At 45.0% G+C, this 19,442-nt stretch carries 15 protein-coding genes; 9 read left to right on the forward strand and 6 right to left on the reverse strand.

Going from position 1 to position 19,442, the window contains the following annotated elements; genetic code table 11:
• Nucleotides 1–3 precede the first annotated feature (3 nt).
• Entirely contained in the window at nucleotides 4–1,191 is a 1,188-nt protein-coding gene (locus tag ACYVGO_RS35810; protein WP_460973475.1) for a phosphoglycerate kinase, read from the forward strand.
• A gap of 62 nt (nucleotides 1,192–1,253) precedes the next feature.
• Entirely contained in the window at nucleotides 1,254–1,946 is a 693-nt protein-coding gene (locus tag ACYVGO_RS35815; RefSeq protein ID WP_460973476.1) for a transposase, read from the forward strand.
• A gap of 63 nt (nucleotides 1,947–2,009) precedes the next feature.
• On the opposite strand, the gene ACYVGO_RS35820 is transcribed toward ACYVGO_RS35815, so the two are convergent.
• The 3 genes from ACYVGO_RS35820 to ACYVGO_RS35830 form a co-directional block, all read right to left on the reverse strand.
• Entirely contained in the window at nucleotides 2,010–3,473 is a 1,464-nt protein-coding gene (locus ACYVGO_RS35820; protein ID WP_460973477.1) for a tetratricopeptide repeat protein, read from the reverse strand.
• A gap of 87 nt (nucleotides 3,474–3,560) precedes the next feature.
• Nucleotides 3,561–4,316 carry a zinc ribbon domain-containing protein gene (locus ACYVGO_RS35825; RefSeq protein ID WP_111349440.1) on the reverse strand — a complete coding sequence of 252 codons (756 nt, stop codon included), beginning with the start codon at nucleotides 4,314–4,316 and terminating at the stop codon, nucleotides 3,561–3,563.
• A 115-nt stretch (nucleotides 4,317–4,431) separates the two neighbouring features.
• Complete coding sequence (locus ACYVGO_RS35830; RefSeq protein WP_460973478.1) at nucleotides 4,432–5,529, reverse strand: Nif3-like dinuclear metal center hexameric protein; 1,098 nt, start codon at nucleotides 5,527–5,529, stop codon at nucleotides 4,432–4,434.
• 353 nt (nucleotides 5,530–5,882) lie between these two features.
• Here ACYVGO_RS35830 and ACYVGO_RS35835 point away from each other — a divergent pair, with 353 nt between their 5' ends.
• The 7 genes from ACYVGO_RS35835 to ACYVGO_RS35865 all read left to right on the forward strand — a co-directional run bounded on the left by ACYVGO_RS35835 (nucleotide 5,883) and on the right by ACYVGO_RS35865 (nucleotide 15,319).
• Nucleotides 5,883–6,779 (forward strand): carbohydrate kinase family protein, encoded by an 897-nt coding sequence (locus ACYVGO_RS35835; protein ID WP_460973479.1) that lies wholly within the window; start codon nucleotides 5,883–5,885, stop codon nucleotides 6,777–6,779.
• 18 nt (nucleotides 6,780–6,797) lie between these two features.
• A complete protein-coding gene (locus tag ACYVGO_RS35840; RefSeq protein ID WP_460973480.1) occupies nucleotides 6,798–8,330 on the forward strand; it encodes a glycoside hydrolase family 32 protein in 1,533 nt (510 codons plus the stop codon).
• 204 nt (nucleotides 8,331–8,534) lie between these two features.
• Entirely contained in the window at nucleotides 8,535–8,912 is a 378-nt protein-coding gene (locus ACYVGO_RS35845; RefSeq protein WP_460973481.1) for a VOC family protein, read from the forward strand.
• Nucleotides 8,913–9,164: 252 nt separating this feature from the next.
• Nucleotides 9,165–12,491 (forward strand): PAS domain-containing sensor histidine kinase, encoded by a 3,327-nt coding sequence (locus ACYVGO_RS35850; RefSeq protein ID WP_460973482.1) that lies wholly within the window; start codon nucleotides 9,165–9,167, stop codon nucleotides 12,489–12,491.
• Between the two features lie 191 nt (nucleotides 12,492–12,682).
• Nucleotides 12,683–13,075: a hypothetical protein gene (locus ACYVGO_RS35855; protein WP_460973483.1), complete on the forward strand. Its 393-nt coding sequence runs from the start codon at nucleotides 12,683–12,685 to the stop codon at nucleotides 13,073–13,075.
• Between the two features lie 336 nt (nucleotides 13,076–13,411).
• Complete coding sequence (locus ACYVGO_RS35860) at nucleotides 13,412–13,843, forward strand: acyl-CoA thioesterase (protein ID WP_460973484.1); 432 nt, start codon at nucleotides 13,412–13,414, stop codon at nucleotides 13,841–13,843.
• A 309-nt stretch (nucleotides 13,844–14,152) separates the two neighbouring features.
• A complete protein-coding gene (locus ACYVGO_RS35865; protein ID WP_460973485.1) occupies nucleotides 14,153–15,319 on the forward strand; it encodes a glycoside hydrolase family 43 protein in 1,167 nt (388 codons plus the stop codon).
• A gap of 23 nt (nucleotides 15,320–15,342) precedes the next feature.
• Here the strand turns inward: ACYVGO_RS35865 and ACYVGO_RS35870 are convergent, their stop codons facing one another.
• The 3 genes from ACYVGO_RS35870 to ACYVGO_RS35880 all read right to left on the reverse strand — a co-directional run bounded on the left by ACYVGO_RS35870 (nucleotide 15,343) and on the right by ACYVGO_RS35880 (nucleotide 19,268).
• The gene (locus tag ACYVGO_RS35870; RefSeq protein WP_460973486.1) at nucleotides 15,343–16,917 is read right to left on the reverse strand and encodes an FG-GAP repeat domain-containing protein; all 1,575 of its coding nucleotides are present in this window, start codon (nucleotides 16,915–16,917) and stop codon (nucleotides 15,343–15,345) included.
• Nucleotides 16,918–17,395: 478 nt separating this feature from the next.
• Nucleotides 17,396–17,602, reverse strand: coding sequence for a hypothetical protein (locus ACYVGO_RS35875; RefSeq protein WP_142774342.1), 207 nt, complete (start codon nucleotides 17,600–17,602; stop codon nucleotides 17,396–17,398).
• 1,090 nt (nucleotides 17,603–18,692) lie between these two features.
• Nucleotides 18,693–19,268: a hypothetical protein gene (locus ACYVGO_RS35880; protein WP_246859208.1), complete on the reverse strand. Its 576-nt coding sequence runs from the start codon at nucleotides 19,266–19,268 to the stop codon at nucleotides 18,693–18,695.
• Between the last annotated feature and the right edge of the window lie 174 nt (nucleotides 19,269–19,442).

A 19,442-nucleotide genomic window follows, 5' to 3' on the forward strand; every position in this document is an offset into this window, starting at 1 on the left:
CGCATGAAAACCGTAGATTCCTACAATTTTGCTGGTAAGAAAGCCCTCGTTCGGGTAGATTTCAACGTGCCCCTCGATAAGGCGTACAATATCACCGACGACACTCGTATTAAAGCCACCATTCCAACTGTTCTGAAAATTGTGAACGATGGTGGCTCGGCCATTCTGATGTCGCACCTGGGTCGGCCAAAAGGTGGTCCTGAAGAGAAATATTCGCTCAAACATTTGCTGCCTGCGTTGAAAGAAGCGTTTGGCCGGGAAGTAAAATTTGCCGACGATTGCATTGGGCAATCGGCTACTGAGCTGGCGGCCAGTCTGCAACCTGGAGAAATCCTGCTGCTCGAAAACCTTCGTTTTTATAAAGAAGAAGAAAAGGGCGATGTAGAGTTCGCTAAAAAACTCGCCAGCCTGGGCGATGTTTGGGTCAATGATGCCTTCGGCACAGCGCACCGTGCCCACGCCAGTACCGCGGTAATGGGTCAGTTTTTTACTGATCGCGTAGCTGGTTACGTCATGGAAGCCGAATTGGAGAACGCCAAAAAAGTGCTGGGCAATGCCGAGCGTCCATTTACGGCAATCATGGGTGGGGCTAAAATTTCGGATAAGATCCTGATTATCGAGAAGTTGCTCGACAACGTCGACAACCTCATTATTGGTGGTGGTATGACGTACACCTTCACAAAAGCCAAGGGTGGCCAGATCGGGAACTCGCTACTCGAAGCTGATAAGCAGGAACTAGCACTTGAGTTGTTAAAAAAGGCGGAAGAGAAAGGCGTGAAAATTTATATGCCACTTGATAACCTCTGCGCTGATTCGTTCTCGAACGATGCCAACCGGCAGGTGGTAGATACGGGTCAGATTCCGGATGGCTGGCAGGGGCTGGACATTGGTCCTAAAACGATTGAGTTATTCAAGGATGTTGTGTCAAAGTCAAAAACGGTTCTCTGGAATGGTCCAATGGGCGTATTTGAGTTTGAGAACTTTGCGAAAGGCACCAATGCTATTGCTGAGGCTGTCGTGAAGGCAACTGAAGAAAACGGAGCGTTCTCACTCATTGGTGGTGGCGACTCTGCGGCTGCCGTTAATCAGGCTGGTTACGGAGACCGTGTTAGCTATGTGTCTACGGGTGGAGGTGCCTTACTGGAATATATGGAAGGCAAAGTGCTGCCGGGTGTAGCGGCATTGGAGTAGTTGCTTATAAAAAATAGAGACATAAGACAAAAACATACGCCATATCTCTGAAGATATGGCGTATGTTTTTGTCTTATGTCTCTATTTTTTATAGTTTGCAGACAAAATATGCTGCTGTGTCATCTCATCGTCAGGAATATTATCCGCCCTTACTGGAAGACTGTTTTTATCATATTTATAACCGTGGCAACAACGGGGATAATCTCTTTTTTCAACATCGTAATTATCTATACTTTCTACAGAAATACGATTTATACCTTAGTGCTTATTTGGAGACGTATACGTTTTGCCTGTTGCCGAACCATTTTCACTTGTTAGTGCGGATTAGAAATTTTACAGATTTACCTAAGACAGACCAAACGCTCCAGCATGGTACAGAGCTGATCACATCGCCAGAGCGCATTATTAGTGAGCAATTTCGGCGTTTTTTTGTGTCTTATGCCAAATCGGTTAAAGTTCAGCAAGAAGGCACCGGTAGCTTATTTCAGAAGAATTTTAAACGCAAACAGGTTGATTCAGATGAATACCTGACTACGTTAATTGCCTATATTCATCAAAATCCACAAACTCATGGCATTTGTACAGATTTCACAGATTACCCGTATAGTTCATATCTGAAAATGATGAATCCTACGCCAACTCGATTAATGAAACGTCAGGTACTTGACTGGTTTGGCGGGAATGAAGCTTATCAATATTTTCATCAAAATGCCTATGAATCAAGGTCGATTAGTGATTTGATTATTGAAAGTTAAGTAGTTTGTAGAAACGCAATACATACGCCATATCTTCAGAGATATGGCGTATGTATTGCGTTTCTACAAACTACTTAACCCCGCTCTCGCTTTATTATCCACGCTGTTTTTATACTCGTGGTGCTTGAAACTAAGGGCTTTCTGGAAAAACGATCGGGCGTGCGCTCGGTCGTTTTTTTGTTGATAGATATAACCCAATTGCAAAGCCGCTGTTGCCCCGAAGGATAATTGATCGGGTTCGCTGAGCTTCAGGGCACGAGTAAGGTAGGGGATAGCTGTATCGGGTTCGTTTCGGCGTTGATAGATACGCCCCATCCGGTAATTGTACTCGGCTTTTTCAGTCGTTATTGGAAATCTGGCGTCGTTGAACGGGTGAAGGTAAGCCAGCGCACTATCGGTAAAGCCACCATCCGAAGCCAGCCGTGCCCGCATCAGAATTTTTTGATTGGGCGATGTTCCCTTTTTGAGATAGGCTTCGGCAAACTTCTGGGCCGCTTTGTCAGACTCGACCGTAGTACGGCCGACGGTCAGGACTTTTTGGAGAAGCGGGCGGGTTTGTGCATCGGTTTTGTCGCTGGCTAACCATTGGCAGAGGAATAGTTTGTAATAGGTATCCTTGAGGAAGTTCTGGCCTTTGTAGGCTGCGAGGAACTGCTTAAAATGAGCCGTTGCCGTTGCATAATCACTTTTTTGAATATAGATGTCGCCCAGAATATTGTCAATAACGGGCAGAGGTTGATAGGCCGGTCCTGTAGGCCGTTTCGTCAGATAAGCCAGCGCCTGCTCACTATGTCCGCTTTTCTGTTCGATCGTAGCCCCGAAAAAGTGAAGAAGAAGGTTGTCCTCGTTATCATTCACTAATCGGTTCAAGGTCTGCCCATCGGCATCCGTAAGTTTTAGCACATAAGCCCGTACCATGAGGTCTATGAGTCGGGCTTCGAGCCGGAAAGTGGGGTCCTGTTGCGCCCGCAGTAATTCCTGCTGTCCTTGTTTAACATTACCGTGTAAGCCCAGTAGGTTAGCCACCCAAACGTAATTATCGGGTACGGAGCCAATCATCACATGCAGCGTACCCAGCGATTTGTAAGTTGGCAGGAAATTCGGGAAACGCTTTTGGTTTTCCTTAAGCAGCTTATACGCCCGAATAACATCCCAGCTGGCACTCAGTTCTTTACCAAATTTAAGTTTTACAAAGGCCCAGTGTAAACGCACTTCGGCCAACAACACCCGCTGCCAGGGCGAAGTATCGTCTAAGTCCTTTAGGGCATCCAGACGCTCGTCTTCGCGATCGCTTAGGGTAGAAAAAGCCTGGTCATCATCGGAGGTAGCCAGGATAAGCATATCGATATAATCGTCCAGGAAAATACGGACACCATTTTGTGTTGGCTCATTTGCCAGCGTTTGTTGGGCCGATTTGACTTTTAGTTTTTGCAGCTCGGCATAGGCACGTTGCATACCGGGTGTCCATGTAAAGTTCTGGGCACTGGCGGTACTGATTGACAGCAGAAAAATGAATAAATAACGCATCGTACCGGGTGGTTCGAGCCCTAAAAACTAGAGAAAAGCAAAAAAGGTCGCCAATTGACGACCTTTTCATGAAATGACATCGTGAATCTACCGACCACGGCCCGTTGGAGCAGGCTCAGGGACGCCTTCAACATCGGCGAAGATACGGCCGCAATGTTCGCAGACGATAATTTTCTTCTTGTCTTTAATGTCTGCCTGACGTTGGGGAGGCACCACGTTGAAACAGCCACCGCAGGCACCGCGTTTTACCATCACAACGGCCAGACCATTGAGGGCGTTACCGCGAATTTTGTTGTATGAATTCAGGAGACGTGGCTCAATGGTCGTCGCCTGATGATCGCGTTGCTTAATGATCTCTTTCTCTTCTTCCTGGCTTTCTGAGGTGATCTGATCGAGTTCCTGTTTTTTTGCTTTCAGGTCTTCTTTCCGTTCGTTCAGGGCAGCCTGAGTCGTTTTGATTTCTTCTTCTTTGCCCCGAACACGGAACTGTGCTTCGTTTGCCCGCTTTTCAACCAATTCGATTTCAAGCGATTGAAGCTCAATTTCTTTGGAGATAGCGTCGAACTCGCGGTTGTTCCGAACGTTCATTTGCTGATCTTTATACTTGGTGATCAGCTTTTCGGCATCTTTTTTAGCAACGCGATTGCGCTCAATTTCTTCTTCTAATGTCTTGATTTCGCTCTGAAACTTACCAATCCGGGTTTCGAAGCCAGCGATGTCATCTTCCAGATCACGGACCTCTTCAGGCAATCCACCGCGAATTTTGATTAGTTCATCCAGTTGAGAATCAAGAGATTGTAGTTTCAGGAGAGCGTCTAATTTTTGCGCAATCGTCAGTTCCATTCGGAGATTTGTGTTTTAATGTATAATGAATAATGTTTAATGTATAATGAGATTTATGCTAACTATCTGAAAGTTAATGAATTCAGGGTTTACATTATTCACTATACATTATTCATTAAAAATATCGAACGGGATTCGTGTCCGTTTCAGATAAAATTACCGCAAAAGTAGTGAATTTTTTTGCCAAATGCCCGCAAATCAATTCTTTCGTAAAGACCTCGCTTTCATAGTGTCCAATATCGCAAATGCTAATGCGCCCGTCGGCATCAAAAAACTCATGGTATTTATAGTCGGCGGTGACAAATACATCCGCTCCGGCACGGAGGGCATCGGGTAACAAAAAGCTGCCAACACCCCCGCATACCGCCACGCGTTTGATCGGGTGATCAGGCAGGGGTGTGTACCGGATCAGGTTTAATTGCATTTGTTCTTTTAGGTACGAAAGCCACAAGGAACTATCCATTGGTTCGGCCAGTTCCCCCACCGCTCCTGAGCCAACTTCCTGGTTTTGATTATCTAAGGGAGTCAGGTAATAGGCTACTTCTTCGTAGGGGTGGGCCTGTCGCAGCCCTGCCAGAAGTTGTCCTTGTAAATAAGTAGGCAGGATAACTTCGATTCGATTTTCGGCTTCTTCGTGGTATTCACCTACGGTACCAATAGCCGGTTGAGCGCCTTCACCAGGTTGAAATGTGCCAGTTCCCCCGACCCGAAAACTACAGTTCTTATAATCGCCCAGTTGACCGGCCCCTGCTGCATAGAGTGCATCCAGTACGCGCTGGGTATCGGCTACCGGAACAAAGGTGACCAGTTTAGTTAACACCTGTGTTTTAGGGGCCAGCACACGAACGTTCTGTAACTTAAGTTTCTCTGCAATTTTAAAATTAACGCCCCCTGTTACATTGTCTAGGTTGGTATGCGCGGCATAAATGGCCACGTCATGCTTGATGGCTTTAATAATGGTTCGCTCCACATAGGTTTTGCCGTTCAGTTTTTTTAGCCCTTTAAATACGATCGGGTGGTGGGCTACAATCACATTACAACCTTTGGCAATGGCTTCGTCCACAACGGCCTCGGTAGTATCCAGCGTCACCAGCACGCCCGTAATTTCGGTAGATGGATCGCCTACGATCAAGCCTGAATTATCGTAAGATTCCTGGTAGGCGAGGGGTGCAACGGATTCGAGGTATGAAGTAAGATGGCGGAGTGTGGTCATGTTCACGGTATAGACTTACCTGGGTAACTGCTAACAGGGCTTTTGCAAAAGTAACGACCTTTATCGGGTACCAGGAATAGAACGCCGGAACTTTACTGAACAACTGAGACATAATTGAAATTTTATAGAACAAAATCGAAAGTGGGATGAAACCGCCATTAGGCAATTGCCTGATTGATAGCGTACTGTGGGTCTGTGCACAAGCAAAAGAATTTGAACGATTCTCGAAGTTTGTTGGCCGTGTATAGGACTTAAGTTTGACTGGAAATCAATCGCCTGCCGACTGGTGTTGACTCAGCCATGAGTAAACAATTGCCTAACTTAATTTTTGTCTTTACTAAACCAGCCTTATTATGACATCAACAATAACCTGTTTCGGCGAAATACTTTGGGATGTACTACCTACCAGTCGGCAACCCGGCGGTGCTCCTATGAATGTGGCTGCCGACCTCCGCAATTTCGGATTGAATGCACAACTTATCAGTCGCGTTGGTAGTGACGATTTAGGGCAGGAACTCCTGAATTTTTTAGCCGAAAAACAGCTCCCGCTCGATCTGGTCCAGATCGGCCAAACTCACCTGACTGGGATTGCCAAAGCCAACTTATCGGATACCAACGAGGTGACCTATAAAATTGTACAGCCTGTAGCCTGGGATTATATTTTTCTGGAGCCCATGCTGCTCGAAGCGGTCAGGAAAAGCGATGTATTTGTTTACGGGAGTCTGGCGGCCCGTAGTCCACAAACGCACGAAACATTATTGGCTTTGCTGGAAGTGGCACCGCGTAAAGTGTTCGATGTGAACCTGCGGGCACCCCACTACGAGCGAACTACGGTAGAAGAATTGTTGCATCAGGCCGATATTGCCAAACTGAACGAGCATGAACTGATTGAATTGTCGGATTGGTATGGACAAGAGTCTGATCTTCAAAAGGCCATGTACCAATTACGCGAGCGCTACCAGTTGGAAACGCTTTGCGTAACCCTCGGCGAAAAAGGAGCGGCTCTTCTGGACAAAGCAGATTTCATTCAGCAGGCCGGTTTTCCGGTCGAGGTTGAGGACACCATTGGGAGTGGGGATGCCTTTCTGGCTGCTTTCCTTTACAAAACGCTACAGGGCGAAAGTCCTCAAAAGACGCTGGAGTTTTCCTGTGCCACGGGTGCCTACGTAGCAACCCAGCGAGGGGCAACTCCTTTGTTTTCGGAAGCTACCATTCAGGATTTCCTGAAAAAGACCTCACTTTCTGTTTAATGCTTTACTTCCTGTTTTATGCATAAGCTGCTCGCTGGCGTTATTTTGTTGCTCCATCTTGGTTTTGATTCGGTTGGGCAACAGACGCGTGCCACCACGAATGCCGAGCCCCATCGTCCCCAGTATCATTTTACGCCTAAAGCGCATTGGATGAACGATCCGAACGGGATGGTGTATTACAAGGGTACCTATCACCTGTTTTTTCAATACTATCCTGACGCCACCGTATGGGGCCCGATGCATTGGGGGCATGCTACCAGTAAAGATATGGTTCACTGGCAGGAGCAACCCATTGCTCTCTATCCGGATAGTTTAGGGTATATTTTTTCGGGCAGTGCCGTTGTGGATGTGAACAACACCAGCGGCTTTGGCAAGAATGGGCAAATACCGTTAGTCGCCATATTTACGCACCACGATCCTAAAGGAGAGAAGCAGAAGTCAGATAGGTTTCAGTACCAAAGTCTGGCTTATAGCCTCGATGAGGGGAAAACTTGGACGAAATACGCTGGTAATCCGGTGTTGCCGAATCCCGGCATTACCGATTTCCGTGACCCAAAGGTGCGCTGGTTTGCTCCTCAGAAAAAGTGGGTTATGACGCTGGCCACCAAAGATCGGGTCACGTTTTACTCCTCCCCAAATCTGAAAACATGGACGAAGGAAAGCGAGTTTGGTCATGATCTGGGCGCGCACGGGGGCGTTTGGGAATGCCCGGACTTGTTCCCGCTGGATCACAACGGCAAGAAAACGTGGGTGTTACTGGTTAGCATCAACCCTGGCGGCCCCAATGGTGGCTCAGCTACGCAATATTTTGTCGGCGACTTCGACGGTTCAACGTTTAAACCCTACTCCAAAGACACGAAATGGATGGATTTCGGAGCCGATAATTATGCTGGCGTCACGTTCGCTAATACGGGTGATCGTACCATTCTTATGGGCTGGATGAGTAACTGGCAGTACGCAACCGTAGTGCCTACTTCCTCCTGGCGCAGTGCCAATACAGTGCCCCGTGAACTTGGTCTGAACGAAGTCAATAAGGAGCTATTCCTGACATCCAAACCTGTAAACGAACTGGATGCACTTAGTGGCCAACGTTTTGCGTTGAAAAATCAGACCGTAAAAGGACAGTATGACCTGACGGCTAAAACCCAAAATGAGACGGGCTTATTCAAGCTGGAATTGTCTACGCAAAACACGAATGATTTTTCCATTGTGTTGGCTAATGAACAGGGTAATGAACTGACTATTGGCTACGATAAGGGAGCCAATGTTTATTATATCGACCGCAGCCATTCCGGAAAAACGGACTTTGAAAAAGGGTTTGGGAAGCGTCATACGGCTCCGCGTTTGTCGTCAGCTAGTAAAGTATCACTTACCCTTCTGGCTGATGTGGCCTCTGTTGAATTATTTGCTGATAGTGGCCTTACGGTGATGACCGATATCTTTTTTTCGGATAAGGAGCTGAATAAACTGTCTATTAAATCGACTAAGGGCATTTCGTTAACAAATTTGATCTATACCAAATTGAACTCATCTGGTAAGAGTGGTCTCTAAAAAAGCGTTCGATAAAGGGGTTGAATTTGCGTTCGTAACACAGAAAACTTGTCGCAATTAGACCGGCAATTGACGTGTTTACCCCCGCTGTTGTTAGATTGAAACAGCTAGATTTGTTAGCCGATAAACGTGAGTTGCCGACGCTTGATCTATCTGGCGTAATGAGCGAAATCGGCTATCTATCAACGTTTAACTAACAAAACTATGTTTGAGAGCACCAAAGCGTTCAGTGGGTTTTCGGTAGATGATCTGCAAAAGGCAAAAGCGTTTTATCAACAAACTCTGGGGCTGAAGGTAACCGAGGAAGCGATGGGTTTGCTATCGCTACATATCAGTGGGGGGACTACTATTCTGATCTATCCAAAGCCCAATCACACCCCTGCTACTTTTACCATTCTTAATTTCCCCGTGGCAGATGTTGACAAAACAGTTGATGAACTGACAGCGCTCGGCGTTCAGTTTGAGCACTACGAGGGCGAAATCAAAACAGATGAAAAAGGGATTTCTCGCGGATACGGCCCTACTATTGCCTGGTTCAAGGACCCCGCCGGAAACATTTTGTCGGTACTGGAAGAGAGGTAATATAGGGTAGAATAAAACCTATGTTAGGCTCATGAAATTGAGCCGTTTACTGTTAAACTAGTTCAGAAAACAGCTGATTGGGGTGGACATTGTTCCACCCCTTATTCGTTACTGGGCTTACATAAGCCGTGCCAACGGCAATACACCGAATCTCCTGTTCATACATCTTTGGCCGATAAGAGCTTTTTGGGCATATTTAGAACCTTGATGAAGCTATCTGGTTAACTTGCAGTAATCATTAACTTTTTCGTATTGAATACCTCTACGGCGAATCATTACCCTTTTTTACAGGCAGGTGGGGAGATGGGCGAACTTACGCGTCGTTACGATTGGTCAACCACAGTACTGGGTTCTCCTGACCATTGGCCACAAAGCCTGCGGACTACGGTGAGTATATTACTTACCTCAAAGTTTCCCATGTTCCTATGGTGGGGGCCTGAGCTTATTCAGTTTTATAACGATGCCTACCGCCCTAGTCTGGGAAACAATGGAAAACATCCTAAAGCGCTTGGGCAATCCGGAGCCGAATGCTGGCCAGAAATATGGCCTACCATTAAGCCTTTAATTGATCAGGTACTGACCGGAGGAGAAGCTACCTGGAGTGAAGACCAACTCATACCTATTTATCGCAATGGCCAGTTAGAAGACGTTTATTGGACCTTTAGTTACAGCCCTGTAAAAGATGAGTCCGGTCAACCGACCGGGGTTTTGGTTACTTGTACAGAAACAACAGAAAAAATAGTTAGTGTTCAGCATTTGCAGGAAAGTAAAGACCTGTTAGAGTTTGCCATTGAGGCCACCGAGTTAGGTACCTGGGATTTGAATCCATTGACAAATAAGTTTACCGCAAATGCTCGGTTGAAAGATTGGTTTGGTCTTTTACCAGACGATGAAGTGCTCCTGTCAAAAGCAACAGAAGTTATTGCCGACAAAGATCGCCCACGGGTGATTAAGGCGATTGAGCAGGCATTAGATTATAGATCAGGGGGGCGCTATGCGATTGACTATACCATCGTGCATCCTGTGAACGGAAGCGAGCGAATTGTTCGGGCAAAAGGAAAAACCTGGTTTACAGAGCAAAAAATAGCATACCGATTTAACGGCACTTTGCAGGATATAACCAGCGAACGAAAAGCACAGGAAGAAACCGCAACTGCTGAACAACTGGCCGAACTTGCTATCAAAAGCGCAGGTATTGGCCTTTTTCGCGTTGATTTAGCAACTGGGAAAATAGCGTATTCGCCCGCTTATGCCGCTATTATAACGGGCGATGCCACGAAAAAAGGATTTACCCGGCAAGACTTTACCAATTATGTGCATACTGACGATCTACCGTTAAGAGAAGTCGCTAATAAATTGGGGGCGCAAACGGGCGACTTCTATTACCAAATCCGGGTTATTTGGGAGGATGGGTCGGTTCACCATGTCAGTGTAATGGGTGGATTGGAGTACGATGAAGTGGGAAATCCCATCACTTACTCGGGGACGGTACGCGACATTACGGAACAGGAAAAGCAACGTCAGGCACTTCTGGAAGCCGAAGAACGGTTTGCGCAGGCGCAACACCAGAGCGATACGTTATTTCGTAACGTAACCAACAGTTCACCAACTGGTCTGTGGCTATCGGATGAAGCAGGGGGAGTTACCTACCTGAATAAAACTTTGGTTGACTGGACGGGTATGCCCTACAATGACCTCTTGGGGGCAGGTTGGACCAACGTAATTATTGATGAAGACCGACAGCGAAGTATTGATGCATTTTTAGCCGCTATTCGAACACGGGCGCATTACGATGTTTTGTTCCGAATTAAAAAAGGGGATGGACGAGTTGTCTGGTGCCAGGCAGCCGGTGACCCTTATTATCAGGATGATGGTAGCTATGCGGGTTACGCAGGATTCTGTCTTGATATTGAAGAACTGGTGGCTGGTCGTGAAGCGTTGCAACAAAGTGAAGTCAGATTCCGTGCGTTAATTGAAGAAGCTCCCATTGCTACCTGTCTATTTGTGGGTCGGGATATGCGGATAGAGGTGGCAAATGAAATTATGCTCGGTTACTGGGGAAAGAGTCAGTCTGCACTAGGCCACCCTTTACGAGAAGCTGTTCCTGAGTTAGTAGGCCAACCTTTTTTAAGGATACTTGATGAGGTATTCACCAGCGGCAAGACCTACGAAGAAAAAGGAGCACGTGCCGAATTGGCGGTCGATGGAGTGGTGGATACTTATTATTTCGACTTTACGTATAAACCATTACGTAATACGACTGGTGAAGTCTATGGCATCATGGATATGGCTGTTGATGTGACCCGGCAAGTTCTTGCCCAGCAGCAAATTGAGGAAAGCCAGCGACAGATGCTGGCTTCTTTTGAGCAATCGCCAGTGGCTATTGCGATCATTAGTGGTGATGACCTTCGCTTTCGCCTGGCTAATCCCTTTTATGGGGAGTTAGTTGGCCGGAAGCCCAAAGAGTTGATTGGCAAACCCTTGCTGGAAGCCTTACCGGAACTGGTTGGGCAAGGTTTCGACCAGTTGCTCAACCAGGTAATGGCTACTGGAGTCCCTTATGTAGCTAAGGAAGTTGCCGTAGAAATTGTCCGACAGAATCAATTAGAAACTATATATGTAGATCTAACCTACCAGCCTCAGGATAATGTTAGCCATGACGCTTTGGTAGAGTTCAATGGAGTGGCTGATAAAAAGGATATTGTGGGCGTACTAGTGGTTGCTACTGATGTTACCCAGCAGGTGTTGGCAAGACAAAAAATAGAAGAAAGCGAGGAACGCTATCGAATACTATCCGCTGAATTAGATGCCCAGGTTCAGGAGCGGACCCAGCAATTGCAAGATTCTATTCAGGATCTAAAACGTTCGAATGAAAACCTGGAGAAGTTTGCTTATATCGCCAGTCATGACTTACAGGAGCCCTTGCGTAAGATTCAGCAATTCGGTGATTTGTTGAAGACACGTTATACGGGTCTATCGGGCGATGAAGGCGTTTATCTGGAGCGCATGCAGTCGGCTGCTAGCCGGATGTCGAGATTAATTCGGGATTTGCTGAGCTTCTCCCGCATTTCAACCCAGCGTGACGCCAGTGGACGGGTATCTCTGTCTGATGTTCTCCACTCGGTTCTGACGGACTTAGATCTTCGAATACAGGAAACGGGTGCCGTAGTCATGGTAGATCCTCTGCCCACTATTTCGGGCGACTCCTCGCAGCTAGGGCAGTTGTTCCAGAACCTATTGAGTAACGCACTGAAGTTTCGCCAGCCAGACCTCACGCCTATAATTCGGGTATCAACGGAGCGAGTGAGCGCGTTAAATTTGCCCGCATTAGTTAAGCCAACCCGGATTACATCTACCTATCATCGTATTGATGTATCCGATAACGGAATTGGGTTTGACCAAAAGTATGTCGACCGCATCTTTCAGGTCTTCCAACGGTTACACAGCAAAAGAGAGTTTGAAGGGACAGGTATTGGGCTGGCTATCTGTGAAAAAGTGGCTGCTAATCATGGTGGCGCTATTACGGCTACGAGTCAGCCTGGTCGGGGTGCTACATTCAGCATCTATTTGCCGGTATAAGAGGTAGTTAGTGACCATCACTACAAATAACGTAGGTAACAAAGCTAGGTTGAGGAACTAATCATAGATAACCAAAGTGCGCCTTAAAAGGAACAAAAAAACTGATTAGAATGCATTCTGGATTGATTAAGTCAATTTTATGTTTAACTTTTGGCCATTATATATAGCTAAGAGTTAAACAAACGTTCAAAATGACTAATCATCTATCCGGAGATGATTTAAGTTCATCCGATGATTTCAACCCTGAGCAGGTAGTAACTGAGTGGACAGAAGCAGTTGCCAATTTATATACTAATTACCGAGAGTTATCTGCCTATATTCACCAAGCGACAGATCCTGACCAATTAACTGAAGTAGGTGCTATTTATCTAGGTCAATGCCCTATAAATCAGTTGGTTGATTTGGTTTCTGCTATGCAGGCAACTTTAGAAGAACTGTTTCTGGATGTAAGTCAGGGAGATAAAGCCCAGAAACAGACAACGAAGGAGCAGTACAGAAAACTGGCTCATCATACATTACTGATAAATCAATTAAACAATCAGGCACAATCGCGGCTTCATTTGCTTTCGCTCTCTAGTTCATAAGGAGTAGCGGCAGATTTCAAAAAATGATTACGTGTAAGCGTTACCCTCAATGAGCAGAATCTAGCTTAATGAACAAAAAAAGCCCCAGCGGTTCAACGGCTGAGGCTTAAGAAACATAACAATCTAAAAACGTAGGTATGATCTCTTTATTGTGCAGGCTGTAACAGAAGTGGCATTATTTTTCACTTTAGTAGTGGGTAGACTACACTGGACGGAACGACGGGCAGTGTCTGCATGATAAAATTATAGTTGGATGACGTCTTTTTTGTAACATTAGACCAAAGCTGGTCGCATGTTGACCGGTTGCCCAACTCTTGTAATTCCAGCGTTGAACCGATGCGTACCCTAGCCAAAACCCGTAGTGAATTCTACTACTTTCAATCCATTATGACTCGATGGATGGACAATGATGTGTATGGACACGTCAATAATGTTGTTTACTATAGCTGGTTTGATACCGTTGTCAATCAGTTTCTAATCGTAAATCAGGCTCTTGATATACAAGCAGGCCCTGTTATTGGGTTAGTAGTCGAAACTCAGTGTTCTTATTTCAGTTCTGTTTCCTTCCCAGAAGCTATAACAGTTGGACTGGCGGTTACTCATATCGGCAATTCCAGTGTACGGTATGAACTGGCTATTTTTAAAAATGACCAGGATTATGCAGCCGCTCAGGGCCACTTCGTCCATGTGTATGTGGATCGTAATACCCGTCGTCCTACTCCCTTGCCAGAACCGCTCCGGAATATATTACAGACCATTCTTGGTTGATGGCTGGCCTTTTCGCCGGACGCATGCTTGATGACGACACTATGGGCGGTAATGGACTTGCTCAATTCCCATCCGAAACCGTAGGAAAGGCCCGTATGGTACAGATTTCAGTGGACGGTATTGGAAATTAAAATCGATTTTCCAGATTGCATCGGCGGATTCAGGGCACTCAAGTAGGGCAGATGTGAACGTTTTAAACTAGGCCCAACTTTTAATTAGTAGCCTACAACCCATTAATGCCTTTCCTGGTCAGACGAGCCTATCAAGAAGGCGTTTGACGGGTGGCTCAAGTTCAAAAAGATCGTTACCATGAAAAAAATATTGCTCCTGTTTTGCATATTCATTTCCTTGTTTTCAACCCAATCAAGGGCTCAGACAGTACAAGGCATTACCACGAACAAAGCCACTTATACCAACCCTCTAGCAGTCCAATTTGGTGATCCTTACGTTTTATACACCAAGGGTACCTACTACATGTATGGAACGGGCGGTGGTGCAGATAAAGGGTTTGCTGCTTATTCATCAATAGATATGGTGAACTGGAAGGCAGAGGGGCAGGTGTATTTTCATAATAACCGAAATGGCTGGAGCGACCCAAAAGCGAAGTGGGGCGGTGCTTATTGGGCACCCGAGGTGTATGAAGTAAAGGGGAAATATTACCTGTTTTACAGTGCACAATGGCAGGTAAATCCGACTCAGGAAGTGGAAAATTTCCGTATTGGCGTGGCCGTGTCCGACAAGCCTACCGGCCCGTTTATTGATCTGGCTAACAAACCAATTTTTGATCCTGGCTATCCTATCATTGACGCCAATGTTTTTTTTGACACCAATGGCAAAGCGTATTTGTATTTTTCGCGTTGCTGCTACAAACATCCGGTAAAAAGTGAAGTGGCCGATCTAGCCCGGCAAAAAGGATGGTTCAACGAAATTGAAGAGAGTTGGGTGTACGGCATCGAACTCAAACCAGATTTTTCAGGAGTCATTGGTGAGCCCGTTTTACTATTGAGACCACCCGTTGGCCTTAGCGATAAACAGGCCGAATGGGAAAGTCGGTCCGTTACGTCGCGCGAAGTGAACCGCCGTTGGACGGAAGGGTCGGTTGCGTTTAAAAAAGACAACACGTATTACATGATGTACTCGGCTAATCACTTCGGCGGTCAGTATTACGCCATTGGGTACGCTACGTCCAGCTCGCCATTAGGGCCTTACAAGAAAGCGGCTAATAATCCGGTAATGCAAAAAAATACCGATAAAGGGGGCTCCGTAACAGGCACGGGGCATAACAGCATTGCTTACTCGCCAGACGGCAAAGAAATGTTCTGCGTCTACCACGCAAGAACTGCCAAATCCGGCACCGAACGGGTTGTATGTATTGATCGTATGCAGGTGAAAAACGGACGTATCACGATCCTGGGCCCTACTACTACACCTCAAAAACTGCCTTCCGGCGTATCGGCCGTAGCTAATACCCATTGATGACGGTGGGAGTTGCGTCAGAACTACCGAATGGTGTTTTTCAAAACAATGACAGAGGGGCCGGTTGATAGCCATTTTTTGCCGAGTCCAGTGGTATCCCCTTGTGGTATAAAATAGACAAACGACCCCAACACAAGGTCAATATCTCCATCGGCATCCATATCGCCCGCATCCATTACGACCCATCTTCCCTTCGAGGCTTCGGGAAATGAGTAATCGTCAAATTTTAATTTCCCTTTATTTTCCAAATAGATAAAACTTTCCTCTGGATAGCGCAGGTAGTCTGGGAAAAACGAAATAGCCGCTATATCCAAGTCACCATCCAAATCATAATCTCGCACCATTGCCTTATAGGCGCCATTCAATGGGTAGAAGTACGATTGGTTGAAGTTGGATTTCCCGTCATTCAGAAAAATATAAATACCGTGATACTTCTTTAATATCGGTGTTTTGTCTGCATTGTCTCCACACGTATATACGATATCATCAAACCCATCTTTATTAAAATCGGCCAATTCAATGTGTTGAGACCCATTTAGGGGTAAGAAAGATAGCAGTCGTTTTTCCTTGAATTTGCCCGATCCTTGATTTTCATAAAGAAAAATACCCTCATCGCCCTGCGCCATAAGCACATAAATATCCAGTAGCCCATCGTTATTGGCGTCCTTAATTATCGCAGTGCTCGCGCCGGGTTTTGCACGCAGAATTTTTGTTTCATACCCCCCTTTCCCGTTATTTTCGTACCAGGCCAATTGCCCGGTTTGATTGCCAAATTCACAGGCCACTACATCCTCAAATCCATCTTTATTCAAATCACCGTATGCCATAAAAACGGGCCGACGTAACGTTGGAATAGCAATACTCTCTAGTTTATAGCCTGGCTCCGCTCCACTTTTCACCCATCTTTGCATGGCTCCATTCGCTGCATCGGTTGGAAAAACGCCCTTCCCAATCGTAGTCAGGTATAACTCGTTTGATTTCTCATAAAAATGAATAGGTGTTGAGGGCAACCTGATACTATAATTCTCCTGAAGATCGGGGGTTAGAACTGTTAAGTTATTGCGTCTACTTTTGCCATCACCAAACACGATACCTCGATTATCAGGAAGAATTTTGACCAGTGTGGTCAATGCTGGCTGATTGGAGAAGGAAGTTTCTTTGTAGCTGAAATGCTTTAGTCCTAACTTGATCTTATGATTGCGAAGGGGAGGTAAGAGGGTGTCTGGTGCATGCTCAATGTAATAGTCCACTAGTTTACGCCAATCTTCTTTTGCCAGAACTGGCCTTTCTGGAAAGATAGTGGCATCACGCACAATAGAGCCGCTTTCGCCCTCATCAAACAAACTGTCGGGTCTAATTCCGCCACTGTATATGCCCATCCGATGGCCCATAGCAGGAAGCACATCTCTCCAATTCGATTTTGCTAGTAATTCGGGGCTCACATACGCATGACACCGGCTGCAGTGCGCTATCGACAGCTCTTTTCCAGAGAGTTGCGAAGCAGGTATATCGGTAAATTCAGGTTTTTCATTTTGCTTTTTTTCCGTACATGAACTAAGCAGGTATAGTAAAATACAAAATGGGATCAGTGGTCTCATACGTAAAAAACAGAATTCGAGCGATCAATAAATAACAGACAGGGCAACTGCATGAACCGGGCTGATGATTGATGTAGTTAATTTGGTGTCTATGAACCAAACTATCCATGACCACTTTTTACAAGTTGGAGACTTTCATCAAGTTGGCAAATGTACCTATCGCCTGGCAGATATCCTGCTGGTCGGATTGTGTCTGTAGTAGTGTATGACCAAATGACCCCACCGAAATAAGCTAACCCTTTTGTGGGCTGTCTTATCAGTAGAAACTTGAGGAGTACCAACTAATCCCTGGAAGCGGTATTGGGAGGGAGTCTACGAACTAGGCTATTGCAATGCCTTTGAGTTGTTAACCACAAATTGCAACTGATTTATGAATCCCGTTTAGGAATGAGATTTCCGTAAGCCTTTTTCAAACTATTTAATTACTATCTGGATCGATGCCTCATCTACCAGGTATCAGAAAACGAACGAGTTTTGATTACTCGTCCCATTGTTTAATCTCCGAAGCTGGATTAAACTGTTTAAATTCGCTGATTAAGCCAAGATGTACTATTTGATCGGCTACATAGATATAATTACTTGCTCTGGGGAAGCGATTGGCAATAGCAAAAGCCTGAAGCCGACGGCGATACGTAAATGAACTCTCTTCTCTAAAATTAAGGCGCTGGTAGGCGTGAATGTCCATAGTCTCTCCTGATGAATAGTATATACTCCATCGCAAAATCTACGCCACTTTAAGGAAAATAATTTTGTTTTTTTTCTTAAAAATGACCGTCCAGTTGATTCTGACCGGTTTAGCTAACCAATTGACGGCTCAATCATATGAATTAAGGCGTTTTTAAGGCTATTGGGCTAGGTTGGGAAGCAAATGCCAGGCAGAAGCTCTCCTATAGGATACTGCTACAGCAGCCCATGAAAGTTAAAGTGGCCTGATTTTAGCTAGCGGCCAGATTACACTATATGGCTCTCCTATAAAGAATGAAATAGCGCAGAGACGTTAGTTGTGTAGAAAGCCGCGGGTCAACTGCCTTGTTTAGTTGCGAAGGGACAATCTGGTAAACTAGTCTTGTCAATTAGTTGAAATTCTATAGAGCTGCGTTGTTTTCTATCGTTAGTTTACTAGATAAGTGTTTCATAAGAAATTTTACTATAAATCAGGGACAGCTTGAGAGTTTCTTCGGCTTTATTTGTCACGTTGAGCACTATTTCAATAATGTGATTTCTGGTAGTTCAGTACAAAGAAATTCGTTTTTCATTCTTATTTACTTTGCTTCTGTAAGGCCAGCCCTGAAGCTCAACTATTTAGGTATTTGTTTTGTCAATTACTGTTATAAGAAAATCAATTTCACCAACTTGTTACGCTAAAACGAAGTATAGATATAAGGGAACTATATAAATACCCTCTAAAATATGCTAGTTTAGGCAGTACCGGATTAACGCTACTGATCAGGAAAGTGGAAGCTAGCAGACGGTACTCTAGCAATTTCTATTCTTATATATAATTAGTCTGTATAAATAATAGTATACAGACTATGCGTATTATATAGTATAGGCTATAGCTTATTTTGTCGTTGACTTACTAGTCTATCAACCTGACTAATTGCTGAATAAGAAAGGTAAACTGTATAGATATTGTCTATTGCAAGATTTAGCTAACTCCTGGATTTGTCTTTAAAGTAAATACGCTTTATACCATAGCTGGCCTATAATTCAATAGGCGTAGAAAGATCTCTTTCTACGCCTATTGAATTATAGTAGTAATTTAACTCCGTTGATTATCGAAGAAGGTCAACTAGAACAAGAGCTAAACCTACAATTAAAGCAATTAAACCAAGTGGCGTAGCAACGTTAAGAAGTAAAAGTATTAGGCCAATGATCGCAACAATTAAGCCAATTGTCAGAACAGATTTGGCCATTGTTTTCTCAGGAGACAAATGATTTTTTATCTTCTTATCTAATTGCTTCAACATCACGCGCTGCATGAGTGTCGTTTTTTGCGCAGAGGCAGTCTTTGATGATAAAGCAGTCTGAGCTTTAGATGATGACAATAATTCATTCACCCGATTCATTCGCTTAACTAATTTCTTGTTTGATGCCAGTGTGTTGTCGTTTCGAACATACGTTTCTAGCTGACTAACAGCCTGTTTCGCTTGTGAAATTTGTTGGGGAGCTGCCACTTCCTGAGCTGAGACAACAGGTTGTGTAGTTACTGATTCTTGTGCTAAGACTGGCTGAGTTACTTCAACTGATGGTGCCGCTACATTGGTTTGAGCCGATTTAAATTGTTCACGTGCAGTAGGTTGAAAATAAGCAACAGGACGGCTGCAAGACGAAAAGATAGCTGTGCTCATAAGAGTTGCTACCAGAAGTTTGGAGAACATTCTCATAGTAAATGATTTTTTTTAATGAATAAAAAAGGTACTATTGGTAGTAACAGCAAACTGGTTAGTTTGTTAGCTAAAAACAGAAAAAAAAGTTAATTAAAACGGACTTGTGCCATGATTATAGCCTATAAAGACAGAAGT

Source organism: Spirosoma migulaei (assembly GCF_054776855.1).